The following is an 18,366-nucleotide window of genomic DNA, read 5'->3' as shown; positions in this document are numbered from 1 at the left end:
CTATAGAAGCGTCGCGCAGGTATCGGTCCGGCACGGCTGGCGGCGCAGGAGTCGACGGATGCCGGCTGCTGGGCTACCAGGCATCGTTCCGCGAAATGAGACCGGTGGGCCACATGATGGGAGCGGAGGAGATCTTGGTGCGGAAGGGCCCCTCTGGGGGCCGTTTCCTACCAAGATCTCCGGGCCGCCTTGGGGTGAGGCGGAAGCGGCGTCGCGCGGGGAGGTCGTGCCGGAAGTGGGCGCTGGTGCGAACACGAGCTCCGGCGGCGGGTGGCGGGCGGGGAGTGCGTGCACCCCGGGTGGGGTGGGGTGGACGCGGTGGCGGAGAGTGGCGCTGTGCGATACCTGCGCAGCGACGGCCGCGTCGCCATCCGCCGCCCCCGTCCGGCCGACGAGACCGAGTTCGTGGCCGCCGTCCGGCGCAGCCGGGACCTGCACCATCCGTGGCTGTCCGCGCCCGATGACGCCGAGCGGTACGCGGCGTACCTGCGCAAGATCCGGGGGCGGGACAGCTCCGGGTTCCTGTTCTGCGACCGGGCCACCGGGCAGATCGCCGGGTACGCGAACATCAGCGGCATCGTTCTGGGCGCGCTGCGCGGCGGATACCTCGGGTACGCGGCGTTCCGCCCGTACGCGGGCACCGGGCACGCCTCGGCCGGGGTGCGACTGGTGATCGAGTACGCGTTCGGGCCGCTCGGTCTGCACCGGCTGGAGGCGAACATCCAGCCCGGCAACGAGCCGTCGAAGCGGCTGGCGCGCCGGCTCGGCTTCCGGCTGGAGGGGTTCTCCCCGGACTACCTGTTCATCGACGGCGCGTGGCGCGACCACGAACGGTGGGCGATCACCGCCCCGGACGTGGTGGACCCGGCGCCGGGGCGGTGACCGTCCGGCCTCAGCTGCCGGGCTTCGGGAAGGCGACCGGGCTGCGGTGCCCGTCCCGGTCCACCGCCCGTACGCCGAAGAACACGTTGTCCTTGGACAGGTCGACGGTCACCTCGGTGACGTCGCCGACCGGCAGCACCTTCTGCCACTGGTCGGCGGTGGTCTCCCGCCACACCACCTCGTAGCCGGCCAGGTCCGGCTCGGGCCCGCGCTGCCACCGCAGCGTGGTGTCGTTCGTCAGGTTCGTGGTCACCACTGTGACGCCCTTGGGCGTGCCGGGCGCCTGGGCCAGCGACCACAGCGTCGCGGCGTTCACCCGGGCCACCCGGGTGATGTAGCCGAAGTCGCAGAACTCGGGCAGGTCGCCGTACTGCACCCCGTCGACGACCCGCACGTCCTGGTGCTGGTGGGCGAAGTCCTCGTTCGGTTCGGTGAACCGGCCGGCCGGCCAGCCCTCGCGCAGGAACGAGATGTGGTCGCTGCCGCGCAGGTAGCGGTCCCGCCGGTAGATGACGCGCACGTCCATGCCGGTGGCGGAGTTCTCGGCGACGTCGGTGACGAACCGGGCGAGCTGCCGCGACGGCGAGTCGTTCTCGCCGCCGACGGACTGCCGCACGCTCGCCTCGGCCGGGGTCTCGGCGGTCGGCACGCCCTCGGCGAACAACCGCACGGTACGCGGGTCGCGGGTGCCGTCGTCGGCGGTGCTGCTGCCGACGATGTCGTTGCTGAACATTGCCTGGACGTCGGCGCCGGCGGCCTTCAGCTGCGACGCGAGGTAGGCCGAGCCGTACAGTCCCTGCTCCTCGGCCGCGACGGCGGCGAGCACGATGGTGGCCTCGGTGCGGCGGGTGGACAGCACCCGGGCCAGTTCCATCACCACCGCCACGCCGGAGGCGTCGTCGTCGGCGCCGGGCGCGTCGCTGACCGCGTCCATCACGTCGGTGGCCCGGGAGTCGTAGTGGCCGGTGATGACGTACACCCGCTCGGGCGTGACGTCACCGCGCACTGTCGCCACCACGTTGGTGATGGTGGTCGGGACGGGGATGCGGGAGGCGGGCTGCTGCACGTACGACTGCAGTTCGACGGTCATCCGGCCGCCGGACGCGGCCGCGTACCCGGAGAGCTGGGCGTGGATCCAGTCGCGGGCGGCGCCGATGCCGCGTACCGGATCGGTCTGGCTGGACAGGGTGTGGCGGGTGCCGAACGCGGCGAGCCGGCGCACGACGGCCTCGATCCGGCGGCTGTCGATCTCGCGCAGCAGCGCGGTCAGCTCGCGGTCGGGCCGCTGTGGGCGGGCCGGACGGCCGGGGCCCGGGGGAGCGCCGGTCGCGGCGGCGGCCGGGGCGGCGGTGAGCGGGGTGGCGACGGCGGCGGCGGTGGCCGCGGCGGAGGCGGTGAGGAAGGTACGCCGGCTGGACCTCGTGGGTCGACCCTCGGCGTTCTCGTGGTTTCCCATCCCGGCATCCTCGCGCCGATCACGAGGAATGTCCATATAGCTGCCGATGGATGGATCATGGGTACGTTTGTCGCAGGTCTGCCCGGGAACGGCAGAAGGCATGACGAAACCACGTGTGGTGATCGTGGGGGCCGGGTTCGCCGGGTACCACGCGGCCAAGACGTTGCGCCGGCTGGCCCGCGACCGGGCCGAGATCGTCCTGCTGAACACGACCGACTACTTCCTCTACCTGCCGCTGCTGCCCGAGGTGGCGGCCGGAGTGGTGGAGCCGACCCGGATCGCCGTGCCGCTCGCCGGCACGCTCGACGGCGTCCGCGTGGTGGTCGGCGAGGCGGACCGGGTCGACCTGCAGAACCGGTGGGTCGGCTACCGCTCGATCGAGGGCGACCACGGTCAGCTCGCGTACGACCGGCTCGTGCTCAGCGTCGGCAGCGTCAACAAGCTGCTGCCGATCCCCGGCGTGACCGAGTACGCCCACGGCTTCCGCGGCCTGCCCGAGGCGCTGTTCCTGCACGACCACGTGGTCCGGCAGGTGGAGCTGGCCGAGCTGACCGACGACCCGGCCGAGCAGCGGGCCCGCTCCACGTTCGTGGTGGTCGGCGCCGGCTACACCGGCACCGAGGTGGCCGCGCACGGGCAGCTGTTCACCGACCGGCTGATGGCCCAGCGTCCGCACCTGAAGGTCCGGCCGCGCTGGATGCTGCTGGACGTGGCGCCCCGGGTGCTGCCCGAACTGGACCGGCGGATGTCGGTCACCGCCGACCGGGTGCTGCGCAAACGCGGTGTGGACGTGCGGATGGGCACCTCGGTCGCCGAGGCCACGCCGGACGGGGTGATGCTCACCGACGGCGAGTACGTCCCGACGTGTAGCCTCATCTGGTGCGTCGGCGTACGCCCCGACCCGTTCGTGGCCGACCTGGGGCTGCGCACCGAGAAGGGCCGGCTGGTGGTCGACGAGTTCCTCAACGTCCCCGGCTACCCGGAGGTGTTCGCCTGCGGCGACGCCGCCGCCGTGCCCGACCCGACCCGCCCCGGGCAGGTGTGCGCGATGACCGCGCAGCACGCCCAGCGGCAGGGCAAGCTGGCCGCGCACAACATCGCCGCCTCCTACGGGCAGGGCGTGCGCAAGTCGTACAAGCACCACGACCTGGGCTGGGTGGTGGACCTGGGCGGCAAGGACGCGGCGGCGAACCCGCTGAAGGTGCCGCTGGCCGGTCTGCCCGCCAAGGCCGTCACCCGCGGCTACCACCTGCTCGCCATGCCGGGCAACCGGCCCCGGGTCGCCGCGGACTGGGCGCTGGACGCGACGCTGCCCCGGCCCGCCGTGCAACTCGGGCTGGTCCCGGGGAACGCGGTGCCGCTGGAGAGCGAGTCGCCGGAGCTGGCCCGCCGTCGCTGAGCCGCACGCGCACCCGCCGGCCGGCCCTCACCCGCCGGCCGGCGGCCGTTCCGCCGTGGTCGACCCGCCGGCCGGGCCGGTGTCCGCCTGGTCGCCGTCGGCGGGCCGCGGCAGGGCCGCCCGCCCGGCGGGCACGAACTCGCGCAGCAGCACCTGCGCGACACCGGCCGCCGGGATCGCCAGCAGCGCCCCCACCAGGCCGGCCAGCTCGACCGAGAGCAGCACGCTGACCAGCACCGTCAGCGGATTCAACCGGACCGCGCGGGCCATGATGACCGGTTGCAGCAGATGGTTCTCCACCTGCTGGTAGACCACGAAGAAGACGAGCACCACGATCCCGGCGGTGGGGGAGTGCAGGAACGCCGCGCCGGCCGCGGCGATCGCCCCGAGTGTGGCCCCGACGAGCGGGATCAGGTCGAACACGGCGACCGCCAGCGCGATCACCGCGGCGAACGGCACACCGAGCAGGAACAGCACGACGAAGGTCAGACCGCCACAGATGACGCTGATCAGCAGGTTGCCGCTCAGGTAGCCGGTGACGATCCGGGACGAGTCCCGCCCGATGCGCCGCAGCCGCGCGGCCGGGCCGTCGCCGGTGAGCCGCAGCGTGGCGGCCACGATCTTCGGCGCCTCCAGGACCATCAGGTACGCCAGCACCACCACGGTGACCAGGGCGGCGACCGCCTGGGCCACGCTCCGGACCACCCCGACCGTCGGGTCGCCGAGCCGGGCGCCGTAGCGGCGCAGCTGGCCGGGCTCCGCGTACCGGAGCAGGTGGAAGCGCTCCAGCAGCCGCCCGAGCGGTCCCCGCCCGGCCTGCGCCTCGCGCACCAGTTCCGGCGCCCGGTCGGCGAAGCGGCCCACCTCGTCCACCAGCGGCACCACGATCAGCGCACCCACGGCGGCGAACAGCGCGAACGCGGCGAGGAACACCAGCAGCGTGGCGAGCGCGCGGCGGCGTACCCGACGTTCCAGACGGTCCACGAGCGGCTTGAGGGCGACCGCGAAGAACACCGCCACCAGTCCCCACACCAGCACCCGCCGGGTGGCCCAGACCAGGGCCAGCCCGGCCGCGGTGGCGAGGACCAGACCGATCACGATCAGCGTCCGGCGCGCGGTGGACCGGTCCTCGGCGGTGCTCACCCGGCGCGGCTACCCGCCGCGCCGTGGCGGAAACCGGCTCAGCCCAGGTCGGCGTCGGTGACCGGGAGAGCACCGGCGGCGAACGCGTCGAGCGTCGCGGCGTGCAGAACCGTGCCGGGCACCGGGTCGGCGGCGACGCGGGCGGCGAGCCGGCGTACCGGAAGACGGTCGGCGGCGGGCGAGGCGGCCAGCACCACGTTGCCGTAGCGGCGGCCGCGCAGCATCCGCCGGTCCGCGACCAGGCAGACGTCGGCGAAGACCGCCCGCAGCGTGGCGACCTGCGCCCGGGTGTGCGCCAGCGGCGGCAGGTCGGTGAGGTTGACCAGATAGAGGCCGTCCGGGCGCAGCACCCGGGCCACCCGCGCCGCGAACTCGACGGCGGCCACCTGTGGCGGCATCCGGGCCGCCCGGTACACGTCGGCCACCACCACGTCGTACGCCCCGGGCGGCTCCTCGGCCACCGCTTCCCGGGCGTCGCCGAGCGCCACCACGACTTCCGGCGGCAACGGCGGCAGCTTCCGCCGGACCAGCTCGACCACGCCCGGATGACGCTCGATCACCCGCTGCGTAGAGCCGGGCCGGGTACGCGCGAGCCAGCGCGGCAGCGTCAGCGCGCCCCCGCCGAGGTGCAGCGCGGTCAGCGCCGTACCCCGCGGGGCGGCCAGGTCGATCGCGGCGGCGATCCGTCGCACGTACTCGAAGTGCAGGTACCGGGGGTCGGCCACGTCCACGTACGACTGCTCGACCCCGTCGGCCAGCAGCGTGCGCCCGGACGGGCGGGCCGGGTCCACCACGATCTCCAGGGTCTCGGTGTCGTCGTGATCCACGGCGGGACACGGTACCGCGCGGCCACGGGCGGCCCCGGCCCGCGTGGGGCCGGGGCCGTTCCGCCGCCGGGTCAGCCGGCCGCCATTCCGGCGCCGGCCTCGTCGATCGCCGCGTCCACCCGGTGCGCGAGGTCCACGTCCGCCGCCGTCACGCCGTCGACCTGCTGGGTCCGGACCGTCAGCACGGCGTTGTCCGGGTCCGGTCGCCCGATCTGCGGCGACCGCCCGACGTCGGACTTGAGCCGGTCCAGCCGGTCGAGCACCCGGTCCAGGTTGCCGCCGGGCAGCTCGATCGTGCGCACCAGCGAGCGCCTGTCGCTGGACCAGTAGGGGAGCGTCGCGAGCGCGTCGCGCAGCTCCGCCTCGGTCAGCGGCGCGGTGGCCGAGGACGCGCCCACCAGGCCGCCGCCGAAGTCGGTCGGCCCGAGCAGGTCACGCAACTCGTCGGGTACGCGCAGCGACTCGACCAGATCCGCGTCGGCCTCGGCGAGCGCGGCGAGCGTCGCCTCGGCCTGGTAGCGCGCCTGCTCCGGGGTGAGGCGGCTGTACCGGCCGACCTCGGCCAGGAAGCCGGGCAGGTCGCGGCGGGGTTCCATGCCGTACACCGGCACCACGTCGTGCAGGGTCAGCGGCACCGCCTCCAGCAGCCGCTCCCGTTCCGCCTCGTCCAGCGCCTGTGCCAGGGCCAGCACGGTGCCCTCCGCGGCGACCTTGGCCGTGGTGAAGTCCACCCCGGCGCGCCGGCTCACGTCGTCGACGAGTTCCCGGTAGCCCATCGAGACACCGGGTGACGGTGCCGGGTCCGGCAGCGGGCGCTGCTGCTCCGCGACGGCGACCGGCGGCGGCGCGGGGCCACCCCGGGTGCTGTCCGGCTTGTGCCGTCCGGCCGGCGGCGGGCCGGACCGGTCGTGCTGGTCCAGCGAGGTGACCTGCTTGGACGCGCTCAGGCTGGCGCCGGTCTGGCTCGGCCGCAGCCCTCGCTCACGGGCCTCGCGGGCCAGGGCCCGGCGGCGCTGGTTGTCGCCCTCCATCTGCTTGCGCATCGTCGCACCTCGTTCCTGGGTCGGTTGCGCTTGCGCCGACCGCGTTCCCGGCGCTGCGGGGAAGGTAACGGCGGACGGCCCGGCGGAGGCTTCATTCGCTGCGGGTGAGGAGCGCTCACCCCGGCGGGCGGCAGGCTCGGACGGACCGGACAACTTCCGACGCACGCGGAAGGGCAGGTCGACATGAAACGGATCGTGGAGATCGTCCCCGCCCGTCCCGGCTGGTACGCCCGCTGGCGGATCGGCCCGGACGCCACCCGCTCCTACCCGGTGACCCTCTGGGCGCTGCTGGAGCACCACGACGGCAGCGGACGTGAGGTGGTCGGCGTCGACTGTGTCGGGCAGTGGCCCGGCGCGGACGACGACGACATGAGCGGGGACTTCGTCCGTTATCTGTTCCAGACTCCCGATTCCGGAGCGCCGGAGGACGTCGAGCCTCCGCTCGCGGGGCGTCCGCGCGACGACGCGCCGCACCGGCAGGCCGCGCCCGCCGCCTGAGCCATCCTCCCGGCCCCCGGCCCCTGGTCCCAGGGTCGGGGGCCACCCCTGTCCGGGGACCGGCTGCCGGTCCGCCTGGCGGGCCGGTGCGGTCAGCCCGCCTCGCGGGCCCCGTCGGTCAGGTCCTGCGGCGGGGCGGCCAGCAGCTCGGCCAGGCCGGTGCGCTCCAGCAGGTGCTCGATCTGCGGGTTCAGGTTCAGCAGGCGGATCGCCCCGGTGCCCGCGCGGTGGATGACCACGAGCGCGCTGAGCCCGGAGGAGTCGCAGAGGTCCACCCCGGCGAAGTCGAGTTCCAGCTCCTGGTGACCGTCGCGGCGCAGGTGGGCGACGGCGTCGACGAGTTCCGGCGCGGTGTCGAAGTCCAGCTCCCCGGCCAGCCGCACCCGGGCGGAGCCGGCGGCGAGCCGGTCCACCTCGATGGTCAACATCTGGGAGGGCACGCTTCCATGTTCCCAGCCGGGCACCGGCGGGAAACCCCCGGGGTCACGCGGACGCGGCCGAACCCGGCGCGAGGTGGCCGGGTGCGTCGTCGACCGGCGAGCGGTCGAGCAGACCGGTGACGCCGGTCAGGTCGAGGATGGTCTCCAGGAACCGCGGCACCGCGCGCAGCTCGATCGCGGTGCCGGCCTGCTGGCCCTCCCGCCAGGCGTGCACGATCACGGACAGGCCGGTGCTGTCCATGAACTGCAGGTCGCCGAAGTCGAACACCAGGGCCGTCGGGCGCCCGGCGAGCAGCCTGTCGATCTCGGCGCGCAGCGGGGCGGCCGTGGCGTACGCCAGGTCGCCGCCGACCACCACCACCGGGACGGCCGGGTCGGATCGATCCACGGAGATGCTCAGCGGGCTCGCCTCGGGCCTTCTCCGTTGAGAAACCACGTCACGCCTTTCCGCGGGGGTGCCGGTCGGGCCGGGATGACAGAATCGTAACAACAGCGCCGTCACCTCGCAGGACGCGCGAGCGGGCCGGCAGCGCCGTGGGGTGGCGGTCCCGGCACACCGGCGTAGGGTGGGCGAGGAGACGTGACCACAGGCGCCGTGTCCGGCGCCCCGGGGTGCCGACGAGGAGAGTGGGGCTCAGCTGGTGACTGCTGCCGACGTCAGGGGTGCCGACCCGGGCGACGGACGGATCTCCACGCCGAGTGCCGCACGGCCTCCGGCGTGGTCCGCCGCCGCGCCGGTGCCGTCCGCCCTGCCGCCGCTGGCAGCCGACCGCGACCGCACCGTCCCCACCTGGTCCGAGGTGGTCGAGCACTTCCGCGAGGGCCTCGTCGTCTGCGACGCCGACGGTGTCGTCCAGCACGTGAGCCCGGTCGCGGAGCGGCTGATCCCCGAGGCGACGCCCGGCGAGCTGCTGGCCGCCGCCGGCCCGGCCCCGCTGCGCGGCGACGGTCCGGCCGAGTTCACCCACCACGGGCGCCGGCTGCGCGTCCGGCCGGTCGCGCTGTCCCACCGCCGGCGCTGCTGGTACGTCGACGACGTCACCGAGAGCGTCAGCCGGGCCGACGCGCTGCTGGCCGAACGTGCCCGATCGGCGTTCCTCGCCGTGGTGGGCGAGAAGCTCGGCAACCCGCTGCACCCGGATCGGGCCGCCGCCGCGGTGGTGCGCCTGGCCGTACCCACGGCGGCCGACGTGGCGGTCCTGGTGCTCGCCCCGCGCTCCGGCCGGGCCCGCTGGTGGCGGGCGGTACGCGCGGACGACCGCGCGCCGGTCGTGGACAGCGGGATGCTGCCCGCCCCGGCGCTGCCCGCCGCGATCGAGGCCGGCCTGTCCGGCACCGAGCCGCACGAGCTGGACTGGCTGGTCGAGCAGGCGGCCGAGGCGGGCTGGCTGCCCGGCCTGGACGCCTCCGGCGCCACCGCGCGGGTGGTGCCGCTGCCCGGCCGGGAGGCACCGGCCGGGGCGCTGCTGGTGGTCCGGCGCGCCGACCGCTGGTACGACGAGGCCGACGTGGACCTGGTCCGCGCGTTCGCGGCCCGGGCCGGCGCGGCGCTGACCACCGCCATGCTCTACCGCGACCAGGCCGAGGTCGCCGACACGTTGCAGGCCAGCCTGCTGCCGGTCGAGCCGGTTGCCGCGACCGGCGTGCAGTGGGGCACCGCGTACCGGCCGGCGCAGGCCGGTCTGCGCATCGGCGGCGACTTCTACGGCTCGCACCGGCTCGCCGACGGCGGTTCGGTGTTCTTCCTCGGCGACGTGTCGGGCAAGGGCGTGGAGGCAGCCGTGTTCACCGGCCAGCTGCGTCAGTGCCTGCAGGCGTTGCACCGGGTCGAGACCCAGCCGGGGCGGCTGCTGAAGCTGCTCAACGACGCGTTGCTGGAGACCACGCAGGCGCACGGGCAGGGCCGGTTCGCCACCATGGTGCTCGGCGTGGCCCGGCCGAACCGCGACGGCGGCCTGACCCTGACCCTGGCCGGCGGCGGGCACCTCCCGCCGCTGCTGCTGCGGGAGTCCGGCGAGGTCGAGGTGGTGCCGCTGCGCGGCATGCTGATCGGCGTGGTGCCGGATCCCCGCATCGGTGAGGTGACTGTGCACCTGGCGCCGGGGGAGACGTGCCTGTTCTACAGCGACGGGGTGACCGAGGCGCGTGGCGGCCGGCGCGGTGACGAGCAGTTCGGTGCCGAGCGGCTGCTCAACGCGGTGAGCGGCTGCCACCGGATGCCCGCGCCGGCGCTCGCCGAGCGGATCGAGCAGGTGACCTGCGACTGGCTGGCGCACGGCGACCACGACGACATCGCGGTGCTGGCGCTGCGAGCCACCGGCCCGGCCGGGCGGACGCCACGGCATCTGCACGCGGTGCCGGACGTGACCGAACGAACGAGGGAGTTGTCCGCGTGACCGTGCCGACCGTCGGGGCCGACCCGGGCCACGCCTTCACCAGCTATCTGGAGTGCCTGGCCGACGCCGACGAGTCCGCCGCGGTGGCGGTGGCCCGCGGGCTGCTGGAGGCGGGGGTGCCGGCCGAGCGGGTGCTGCTGGACCTGGTCGCCCCGGCCCAGGCCGAGGTGGGCGAACGCTGGGCCCGCAACGAGTGGAGCGTGGCCCAGGAGCACGCCGCCACCCACATCAGCGAGCGGGTGGTGGCCGCGGTGGCCGCGTACGCCGACCCCCGGCCGACCCGGGGGCGGATCGTGATGGCGTGCATGGACGGTGAGTGGCACGCGCTGCCGGCCCGGCTGGTGGCCGAGGTGCTGCGGCTGCGCGGCTGGCAGGTCATCTTCCTCGGGGCCAGTGTGCCGGCCGCGCACCTGGTGTCCTACCTGCACCGCTACGACGCGGAGGCGGTGGCGCTCGCCTGCGCCCTGCCGATGCGGCTGCCGCACGCGCACCGGATGGTGGAGGCGTGCCGCCGTTCCGACGTGCCGGTGGTGGTCGGTGGCCGGGGCTTCGGCGACGACGGCCGGTGGGCGCGTGTGCTCGGTGTGCCGTGGGCGCCCGACGCGCCGTCCGCGGCGGACCTGGTGGCCGACGAGCGGGCGCTGCGCGAGACGCCGCCCGCGCGGCTGGACCACCTGGCCGACGACGAGTACGCCAGCCTGGTCAAGCGGCGCGGCGAGCTGATCGACAGCGCCCTGGCCGACCTGCGGGAGCGGGTGCCGTCGACGGCGGACTACACGCCGGCGCAGCTCGACTCCACGATCAGCGACCTCGGCTACATCGTGGACTTCCTGGCCGCCGCGCTCTACGTGGACGACGCGACGCTGTTCACCGGGTTCGTCGAGTGGCTGGTGGAGATCCTGGTCAGCCGCGGGGTGCCGGCCGGCGCGGTCGGGCTGACGCTGGAGCACTATGGACAGCAGCTGCGCGACTTCCCGCGCGCGGCCGCCTTCATCGAGCGGGGTCGTGCCCTGGTGGGCGGGTTGGCGGCGGCGGGCCGCTGACGGGCGCCCGACGGGCCGTCGCATATACTTGCACCACTGCAAGGGTTCGCCTGCGGTGGGAGCGAGAGGGGCCACGGTGACGTTCACCGTCACGTACGCCCAGCGGGACGGGGGCGGCGTCCGCCTCCGGCTGGCGGGCGAGCTCGACCTCGGCACAGCCGGCGAGCTGAACTCGACGATCGACCGGGTGATCGCCGAGGGGCACCGCGAGCTGCTGCTCGACCTCACCGAGCTGACGTTCTGCGACTCCACCGGCATCGCGGCGTTCGTCCGGGGGGACAACCTCGCCGCCGCCGACGGCGGCTGGCTGCGGCTCACCGGGGCGACCGGGCGGGTCGCCCGGGTGCTCCAGGTGACCGGGCTCGCGGACGTGCTCCACCACGACCGCGACACGGTCGACCCGACGGCGTCGGCCGCCTCCTGATCCGGTACATTTCCCCGCCAGCAGCCGGCCGTGCGGCCGGACGCCCTCCTCACCACGAAGCAGGTAACCCGATGGGCCAGAACAGTCCCAGCCCCGTTCGCATCCTGGTGGTGGACGACGACCCGGGCGACGTCCTGATGATCGAGGAGGCGCTCGCCGACTCGGACGTCGACAAGGTCATCGACGTGGTCGCCGACGGCCAGGAGGCGATGGAGTTCCTCCGCCGCGAGGGCCGGCACACCGAGGCGCAGCGCCCGGACGTGATCCTGCTCGACCTGAACATGCCCCGGATGGACGGGCGGCAGGTGCTCGGCGAGGTCAAGGGTGACGAGAGCCTGCGGACCATCCCGATCGTCGTGCTCACCACCTCCAACGCCGACACCGACGTGGTCAGCAGCTACACCCTGCAGGCCAACGCGTACGTGACCAAGCCGATCGACCTGGACGACTTCAACGACGTGGTACGCCGCATCGACGAGTTCTTCGGACGGGTGGTCGTGCTCCCGAAGCACCCGTAGGGGCCGGAAGTCCGGGCCACCGCATCCTGAACATTTTGCGGGAACGGCCGCGCCCGGCCGTGCCCGGACCGCAGGATCGGCTGGTGGGGACGCGGACCGGCTGCCTGGGGGGCGACGCATGAGGTTCTCGGTGGTGGAGACCGGCTACGACAGGCGTCAGGTGGACGCCTGCCTGGACGAGCTGAGCCTGCGCCTGAGGCGGCTGGCGGCGCGTGCGGAGGGTGCCGCCGGGGCCGGCCGGGAGTGGGACCAGATCCGGTCGGACGCCCTGCACCTGTGCGACTTCCTGCATCGCCGTACCGCCCCGGTCGAGACGGGCGCGTCCCGCCCGTCGGCAGCCGAACGGGAGGCCGCCGAGCTGCTCGCGCAGGCCCGCGCCGAGCTGGAGGCCGCGCGCGAGGAGGCCCGTCGGTTGCGGGAGGAGGCGTACGCCGAGGCCGTGCGGGCGCGTCGCGAGTTCGAGGCGGCCCTGCTGGCGCGCCGCCGGCGGGAGTCCCGGGTCGACGAGATCCTGGCCGGGGCGCGGGGCGAGCGGGTGCCGGTGGACACCCCCACCGCCGCGGCGGGTGTGCGCCCCGGTCGCAGCGCCGCCTGACCCGCGCGGGTCAGATCAGAGCCGCCACCACCGTCGTGGCGCGGTCCTCGTGCCGGGCGTACGCGTCGGGGTAGGCGGACACCTGCACCGCCTGGGCGGCGGCGGTGACGCTCATGTCCGCCCAGCCGGGCACCTCGCGCAGCGCGGCGTAGAAGGCGCGGGCCGCGTACGCCGGCCGCATGAGCTGGGCGACGGTGCCCCAGCCGCTGCTGGGGCGCTGCTGGAACAGCCCGACCGAGTCGTGGTCGGAGCCGCTGCCCTGGTGCGGGTGGTCGAAGGACTCCGGCAGCACGTCGCTGGCCAGGTTGTAGAGGTTGCTCTCCTGCATGGCGGTGGCCAGCGCGACCACCAGGGCCCGGCGGGGCATCTTCATGTCCCGCCCCACGTCGACGATGACCTTGGCGTTGTCCATCTGCCGCTGGTCGAGGCCGGCGACCGGCCGGGGGCGCTGGGCACGTACGGGCTTGCGCGGCGGCTTCTTCGTCGTCGGTGTCGCGCTGGGCGTCGGTGCCGGTGGTGGCAGGGCCGCGGCGGCCGGCGGCGCGACCCGGGTGAAGTCGCGGGAGGCGCGCTGGTCGGCGGCGGCCCGGTCGGCGACCGCCTCGCGTACCTCCAGGTGCGCCGGGCCGGTCTCGCCGACGGCGGCCACGCCGATCAGGCCGAGGCAACAGGTGACGCCGGTGGCCACCGCGATCCGGCCGGATACGGACCGGGCCGGGCCGCGCCGTGGCGGTTCCGGGGCGCGGTGACGTCCCACCCTCCGTTCGGCTGATGCCGGGTCAATCGTTCGGCGAACCGGGCGGTTGGCGGGCAGCGGCTGATGATCGGGGTGGTCGGGGTGCACCCGCCGAGGCTAGAAAGCTTCCGGCCCTTTGCCATCGGGGTGATTGGTGGCATGCGCCACAATCTGCCGGATTCGCGGGTGGCATTAGGGGTGGCGGATCAGGAAAACCGCCAACCTCGCGTACCCGAAAGAATGCCTATGTCGGTTTCGGCGGTGCGAAGCGGACGTCGGGCCGAGCCGGTGACGGCGTGCACCCGGCTCCACTGTTCGGCCGAGGGTGCCCTGGTCGGGCGGCCTGCCTCCGGCGGCGGTCCACCGACCCGCCGAATCGACTCGCCGCGATCCGGCCGGCCGCCGCCGATCATGGTGAGGCCACCGCGCGGCGCCCCGGGCGCTCGATACGATTCCGACGGTGACGGAGCGATGATCGACGAGCGCCCGCCCGGCCCCCGCAGCCGGCGCGGCACGATCGTCGTCGTCTGCGCCGTGCTGCTCACGCTGCTGCTGGCCGGGCACCGGCTGGTGCCGAACGTCCACGGCCTGGGCAGCCTGGTGGACAGCGTCACCCCGCTGCTCGGGATCGCCGTACCGCTGCTCGCGCTCGCCGCCCTGCTGCGCCGCTCCCGGCCGGCGCTGCTGGCGGTGCTGCTGCCGGCCCTGGTCTGGGCCGGGCTCTACGGCCGCGCCTGGCTGCCCCCGGCCGCCGCCGCGGACGGCGCCGCGGTGCGGGTGGTCAGCCAGAACCTGCGCGTGGGCAACCCCGACCCGGCCGCCACCGTCGGTGCGCTCACCGGCGACGCCCCCGACCTCATCGGGCTGCAGGAGGTCGCCGACGGCGACCGGGTGGCGCCGGTGCTGGCCGAGCGCTACCCGCACCGGGCGGTCGTGTCGACAGTCGCGCTGTGGAGCCGGTGGCCGATCCGCGAGGCGCACGGCGTGGACACCGGACTGGGCTGGGACCGCGCGCTGCGGGCCGTCGTGGCCGCGCCCCGGGGCGACCTGGCCGTGTACGTGGTCCACCTCGGCTCCGCGCGGGCCGGGCACACCGCCACCAGGGACCAGACCGTCGCCGCGCTGGCCGACGCCGTACGCGCCGACCCGGCCGACCGGCTCGTGGTGCTCGGCGACCTGAACACCGCCACCACCGACCGGGTCTTCGACCCGCTGACCCGGCTGCTCGGCGACGCGCAGGCCGAGGCCGGGCAGGGATTCGGCTTCACCTGGCCGGCGGAACTACCGGTCACCCGCCCGGACCACGTCCTCTACCGGGGACTCACGCCGACCGCCGCCGGGGTGCTGCGCACCCCGGCCAGCGACCATCGGGCGGTGACCGCCGGCTTCCGCTGGTAGATCTCAGTGCCGGCCGTTCTCCGCCGGGGTCACGGTGAGCCGGTGCCGGCTCGGGTCGCCGCTGGAGAACGGCCAGAGCCGGTCGGCGTACGCGACCAGATCGGCCAGCTGGTCGCGGGTCAGTCCCGCCGAGGAGATCTCGGCGTGCACGTCGGCCCGGTAGCGGCCGTCGTCGTCGCGGCCCAGTTTCGCCTCGGCGGTCACCTGCACGGTGTGCGCCTCGTCGGTGATCTCTCCGGCCGCCTCCACCGCCGCGTGGTGCAGGCAGGAGGCGAACGCCGCGGCCAGGAGCTGCTCCGGCGTCAGACCGGTGCAGTGCGGCGCCAGCGGGGACGCCAGGGCGGAGGAGAGCCCGCCGTCGTCGGTGCGTACGTGACCGCCCGCCGCGGTCGCCGTGGCCGTCTCGGCCAGCCAGGAACTCGGATCCGGCATCGCGTTCCTCCCGTCACTCACCGGACCGCGTTCCCGGACCCCGAGCGGCGAAACCGCACCCGAGCAGCCAGTACGTGTGCTCAGCGGATCCGGCCGCTGGTCGCGGCGTCGACGGCCATCGCCTCGGTGGCCTCGGCGGCGGCCCGGCTGGTCCACGGCGACACCTGCGGCACGCGCTGCCGGGGCAGCATCGCGGTCATCGGCACGTAGACCCGGGCGTCCACGGCCTCGGCCAGCAGCAGCGCGGCCATCGGGCTGGTCGGCCGGGCGCACGGGTCGTCGTCGAGGCAGCGCCCGCACAGCTCGGCCACCTCGGCGGGCAGGCCGGGAACCTCGGGCAGCGGGCGGGGCGGCCGGCGGCGGCGGCGCGACCCGAGCAGCTGGGTGGTGCTGCCCGCCTCGTACGGCAGCTCAGCGGTCAGGCAGTAGTAGAGCAGCACACCGAGGGCGTACATGTCGGCGGCCGGGGTGGCCGGCTGCCGGTCGAGCTGCTCCGGCGCCAGGTACGCCGGGGTGCCCACCACGATGCCGTCCGGTGTGTGGTCCGGCGCCCCGGCCGGGGTGGCGATGCCGAAGTCGAGCACCTTCACCCCGGACGGGGTGAGAATCACGTTCGCCGGCTTCACGTCCCGGTGCACGATGCCGTGCGCGTGCGCGGCGGCCAGCGCGGCGCACACCTCGGCGCAGACCCGCACCGCGATGCGCCAGTCCAGCGGACCGCCCCGCAGGTGCGCGGCGAGCGTCTCGCCCTCGGCCAGCTCCATCACGATGTACGGCACCGGCCGCCCGTCCGGCAGCGTCGCGGTGCCGAAGTCGTGCACGCTGGCGACGTTCGGGTGCACCAGCCGCGCCGCCGACCGCGCCTCGGCCCGGATGCGCTCCACCGAAACGGCGTCGCCGTCCAGCGCGGGCGAGATGAGCTTCACCGCCACGGTCCGGTCCAGCACGCGGTCGTGCGCGCGCCACACCTCCGACATGCCACCCAGGCCGGCTCGCTGTTCGAGCTCGTACCGCCCGCCCAGCGTCCGCATCGCCCACTCCTCGCCTCGTCCGGTGCCCTCCGGTCCCGCTACCCGGCCCCGGAGCTGTGCAAACCGCCGAGGGTTCGCACCGCGGCGGGGTAGCTTCGCGGCGAGGGCGTCGACGGACGGAGGGCAGCGGTGGCCGCGGTGCGCGTACGGTTCGTCGGCGGACCGGCCGACGAGCTGACCCGGGACCTTCCCGCCGGACCGGACGGCGCACCGCCGCCGCGATGGGTGCTGCGCCATCCGGAGGAGCCGGCCGAAGGGGTGGCCGACCACCTCTACGAACGCGACTACCACGCGTCGCCGGGCGGCTGGACGATGCGGTACGTGCACACCTTCCCGTTCGGCGCGACCGAGTGAGGCTCAGTCCGGCCGGGTGGTGCCCAGGATGACCGAGGCGACCAGCTCCGGGTCGTCGTGCATCGGCACGTGCCCGCAGCCGGGCAGGTCCAGGTGCCGCGCGGCGGGCAGCCGGGTACGCGCCAGCGCGGCCTGCCGGTAGGGCAGGATCCGGTCCCGCGTACCCCAGGCCACCGTCACCGGCACTGTCGGCGCGCCCGCGTAGGCGTACCCCCGCCCGGCGCGAGCGACGGCGCGGAACGCCCGCGCCTGGCGCAGCGCGCGGGCGTCGGCGAGCGCGTCGTCCAGTGCCATCCGGTTGGGCCGGGCCAGGATCATGCCCATCGCCAGCATCCGCAGCGCGGGCGCGGCGAACAGGCGGCGCAGCACCGGTTCGGGCAGCCGGGCCGCGTTGCGGTGCAGGGAGAGCACGGTCAGCGCCCAGCGCAGCTCACGCGCGGTGCAGAAGCCGGCCGGCGACAGCGCGGTGGCCGACGAGACCACCCCGAGCGCGGCCAGCTCCAGCGCGATCGCCCCGCCGAGGCTGTTCCCGGCGACGTGCGGGCGCTCCAGCCCGAACGCGGCGAACAGTTCGGCCACGGCGGCGACGAGGCCGGGCATGTCGGCGGGCAGCCCGGCGGTGGGCATCGGGGAGCGGCCGAAGCCCGGCAGGTCGACGGCGATCACGTCGTGCGCCTCGGCGAGCCGGTCCAGCACCGGGCGCCAGGCGCCGCCGTGGTGACCGATGCCGTGCAGCAGCACCAGCGCGGGCCCGGCGCCCCGGCGCTCGTAGACGACCTCCACCGGCGCGGTCACGGCCGCCCCTGCGGTGTGCTGGCGCCGAAGCCCCGGCCCAGTGCCCGGGACTGCTCCTCGATCAGCGGCACGGTGGCCCGGGCGGTGCGGCCCACCAGGCGGTCGGCCAGCGGGCTGACCAGCACCGACCGTACGGCCTGCACGCCGGCCACGGCGCGCGGCACGTACACCCGGCGGCTGCGGCGCTCGACGGCCCTGACGAACGCCTCGGCGCACTCGGCCACAGTGGTGGTACGCCGCAGCGGCCACGGCAGCCTGGCCAGCGCCGTGGAGAAGGCCGGCAGGTCGGCGCGCGCCTCGCGGACCAGGTCGGTGTCCACCCACGACGGGTGGGCGGTGCCGACCGCCACGCCCCGGTGCGCCAGTTCGAGGCGGATCGCGTTGCCGAACTGCTCGACGCCCGCCTTGGAGGCGCAGTAGGCGGCCATGCCGGGCAGCGCGGCGAACGCCGCGGCCGAGGAGACGATCAGCAGGTAGCCGCCCCGGTCGACCAGCGCCGGGACCGTCGCCGCGGCGGTGCGCACGACCCCGATCAGGTTGACCTCGACGGTTCGCACCAGCGCCTCGACGTCGCCGACGGCGATCGTGCCGCGGTTGGCGACTCCGGCGTTGGCGACCACCGCGTCGATCCCGCCCAGCGCCGCCACGGTGCCGTCGGCCGCCTCGGCCAGCGCCTGCTGGTCGGTGACGTCGGCGGCGAACCAGACGTGCCCCGGGCCCAGCTCGGCGGCGAGCGCGGCCAGCCGGTCGGGTTCCAGCCCGACGAGGGACAACCGGGCGCCGCGGGCGGCGGCGAGGCGGGCGGTGTGCTCGCCGATGCCCCGGGCCGCGCCGGTCACCAGCACCACCTTGCCGGCCAGCCGGCCGGAAAAACGACCGTCGATGGACATGCCGGGAAGTTACCACCGGGTAGCCCGGGTACGGAAGACCCGGCCCGACCTGCCCGGATCGTCACC

At 75.1% G+C, this 18,366-nt stretch carries 21 protein-coding genes; 10 read left to right on the top strand and 11 right to left on the bottom strand.

The features are described from left to right. Window positions 1–336 precede the first annotated feature (336 nt). Window positions 337–882 carry a GNAT family protein gene (locus O7604_RS25735; protein WP_281578050.1) on the top strand — a complete coding sequence of 182 codons (546 nt, stop codon included), beginning with the start codon at window positions 337–339 and terminating at the stop codon, window positions 880–882. A 10-nt stretch (window positions 883–892) separates the two neighbouring features. Here O7604_RS25735 and O7604_RS25730 read toward each other — a convergent pair whose 3' ends face one another. After that, the gene (locus O7604_RS25730; RefSeq protein ID WP_269706571.1) at window positions 893–2,338 is read right to left on the bottom strand and encodes a M20/M25/M40 family metallo-hydrolase; all 1,446 of its coding nucleotides are present in this window, start codon (window positions 2,336–2,338) and stop codon (window positions 893–895) included. A 100-nt stretch (window positions 2,339–2,438) separates the two neighbouring features. Between O7604_RS25730 and O7604_RS25725 the strand changes: the two genes are divergently transcribed. Continuing rightward, a complete protein-coding gene (locus O7604_RS25725; RefSeq protein WP_269706570.1) occupies window positions 2,439–3,737 on the top strand; it encodes an NAD(P)/FAD-dependent oxidoreductase in 1,299 nt (432 codons plus the stop codon). Window positions 3,738–3,764: 27 nt separating this feature from the next. Here O7604_RS25725 and O7604_RS25720 read toward each other — a convergent pair whose 3' ends face one another. From O7604_RS25720 to O7604_RS25710, 3 genes are all read right to left on the bottom strand, one after another. Beyond that, window positions 3,765–4,880, bottom strand: a complete 1,116-nt coding sequence (locus O7604_RS25720) for an AI-2E family transporter (RefSeq protein WP_269706569.1) — start codon at window positions 4,878–4,880, stop codon at window positions 3,765–3,767. A gap of 38 nt (window positions 4,881–4,918) precedes the next feature. Continuing rightward, a complete protein-coding gene (locus O7604_RS25715; protein WP_281578049.1) occupies window positions 4,919–5,707 on the bottom strand; it encodes a fused MFS/spermidine synthase in 789 nt (262 codons plus the stop codon). Window positions 5,708–5,778: 71 nt separating this feature from the next. Continuing rightward, window positions 5,779–6,750, bottom strand: a complete 972-nt coding sequence (locus O7604_RS25710; protein ID WP_269706567.1) for a DUF2267 domain-containing protein — start codon at window positions 6,748–6,750, stop codon at window positions 5,779–5,781. A gap of 183 nt (window positions 6,751–6,933) precedes the next feature. Between O7604_RS25710 and O7604_RS25705 the strand changes: the two genes are divergently transcribed. After that, window positions 6,934–7,248 carry a hypothetical protein gene (locus O7604_RS25705; RefSeq protein ID WP_269706566.1) on the top strand — a complete coding sequence of 105 codons (315 nt, stop codon included), beginning with the start codon at window positions 6,934–6,936 and terminating at the stop codon, window positions 7,246–7,248. A gap of 92 nt (window positions 7,249–7,340) precedes the next feature. On the opposite strand, the gene O7604_RS25700 is transcribed toward O7604_RS25705, so the two are convergent. Then, window positions 7,341–7,688 (bottom strand): STAS domain-containing protein, encoded by a 348-nt coding sequence (locus tag O7604_RS25700; RefSeq protein ID WP_281578048.1) that lies wholly within the window; start codon window positions 7,686–7,688, stop codon window positions 7,341–7,343. 43 nt (window positions 7,689–7,731) lie between these two features. After that, entirely contained in the window at window positions 7,732–8,076 is a 345-nt protein-coding gene (locus O7604_RS25695) for an STAS domain-containing protein (RefSeq protein ID WP_269706563.1), read from the bottom strand. Window positions 8,077–8,329: 253 nt separating this feature from the next. Here O7604_RS25695 and O7604_RS25690 point away from each other — a divergent pair, with 253 nt between their 5' ends. The 5 genes from O7604_RS25690 (at window position 8,330) to O7604_RS25670 (ending at window position 12,664) form a co-directional block, all read left to right on the top strand. Next, window positions 8,330–10,084, top strand: a complete 1,755-nt coding sequence (locus tag O7604_RS25690; protein WP_269706561.1) for a PP2C family protein-serine/threonine phosphatase — start codon at window positions 8,330–8,332, stop codon at window positions 10,082–10,084. Next, window positions 10,081–11,127, top strand: coding sequence for a cobalamin-dependent protein (locus O7604_RS25685; protein WP_281578047.1), 1,047 nt, complete (start codon window positions 10,081–10,083; stop codon window positions 11,125–11,127). Before O7604_RS25690 ends, O7604_RS25685 begins: the two co-directional genes overlap by 4 nt. A gap of 76 nt (window positions 11,128–11,203) precedes the next feature. Further along, a complete protein-coding gene (locus tag O7604_RS25680) occupies window positions 11,204–11,551 on the top strand; it encodes an STAS domain-containing protein (RefSeq protein WP_269706559.1) in 348 nt (115 codons plus the stop codon). Window positions 11,552–11,622: 71 nt separating this feature from the next. Further along, window positions 11,623–12,069: a response regulator gene (locus O7604_RS25675; protein ID WP_269706558.1), complete on the top strand. Its 447-nt coding sequence runs from the start codon at window positions 11,623–11,625 to the stop codon at window positions 12,067–12,069. Window positions 12,070–12,187: 118 nt separating this feature from the next. Further along, window positions 12,188–12,664: an ATPase gene (locus O7604_RS25670; RefSeq protein WP_269706557.1), complete on the top strand. Its 477-nt coding sequence runs from the start codon at window positions 12,188–12,190 to the stop codon at window positions 12,662–12,664. 10 nt (window positions 12,665–12,674) lie between these two features. Here the strand turns inward: O7604_RS25670 and O7604_RS25665 are convergent, their stop codons facing one another. Beyond that, on the bottom strand, window positions 12,675–13,421 hold the full coding sequence (locus O7604_RS25665; RefSeq protein ID WP_269706556.1) for a hypothetical protein: 747 nt from the start codon (window positions 13,419–13,421) through the stop codon (window positions 12,675–12,677). A gap of 450 nt (window positions 13,422–13,871) precedes the next feature. Between O7604_RS25665 and O7604_RS25660 the strand changes: the two genes are divergently transcribed. Next, window positions 13,872–14,798, top strand: coding sequence for an endonuclease/exonuclease/phosphatase family protein (locus tag O7604_RS25660; RefSeq protein ID WP_281578046.1), 927 nt, complete (start codon window positions 13,872–13,874; stop codon window positions 14,796–14,798). 3 nt (window positions 14,799–14,801) lie between these two features. Here the strand turns inward: O7604_RS25660 and O7604_RS25655 are convergent, their stop codons facing one another. Beyond that, on the bottom strand, window positions 14,802–15,230 hold the full coding sequence (locus O7604_RS25655; RefSeq protein WP_013285994.1) for an OsmC family protein: 429 nt from the start codon (window positions 15,228–15,230) through the stop codon (window positions 14,802–14,804). Window positions 15,231–15,310: 80 nt separating this feature from the next. Next, entirely contained in the window at window positions 15,311–16,261 is a 951-nt protein-coding gene (locus O7604_RS25650) for a serine/threonine-protein kinase (RefSeq protein WP_281578045.1), read from the bottom strand. A gap of 129 nt (window positions 16,262–16,390) precedes the next feature. On the opposite strand from O7604_RS25650, the gene O7604_RS25645 reads away from it, so the two are divergent. Beyond that, window positions 16,391–16,615, top strand: coding sequence for a hypothetical protein (locus O7604_RS25645; RefSeq protein WP_269706553.1), 225 nt, complete (start codon window positions 16,391–16,393; stop codon window positions 16,613–16,615). 3 nt (window positions 16,616–16,618) lie between these two features. Here O7604_RS25645 and O7604_RS25640 read toward each other — a convergent pair whose 3' ends face one another. Further along, complete coding sequence (locus O7604_RS25640) at window positions 16,619–17,410, bottom strand: alpha/beta fold hydrolase (RefSeq protein WP_269706552.1); 792 nt, start codon at window positions 17,408–17,410, stop codon at window positions 16,619–16,621. Beyond that, on the bottom strand, window positions 17,407–18,300 hold the full coding sequence (locus O7604_RS25635) for an SDR family oxidoreductase (RefSeq protein WP_269706551.1): 894 nt from the start codon (window positions 18,298–18,300) through the stop codon (window positions 17,407–17,409). The genes O7604_RS25640 and O7604_RS25635 overlap by 4 nt, the downstream gene beginning before the upstream one ends. Window positions 18,301–18,366: the final 66 nt, after the last annotated feature.

The organism is Micromonospora sp. WMMA1947 (genome assembly GCF_027497355.1).
Lineage (GTDB): Bacteria > Actinomycetota > Actinomycetes > Mycobacteriales > Micromonosporaceae > Micromonospora.
This window is presented reverse-complemented; position numbering and strand designations above follow the sequence as displayed.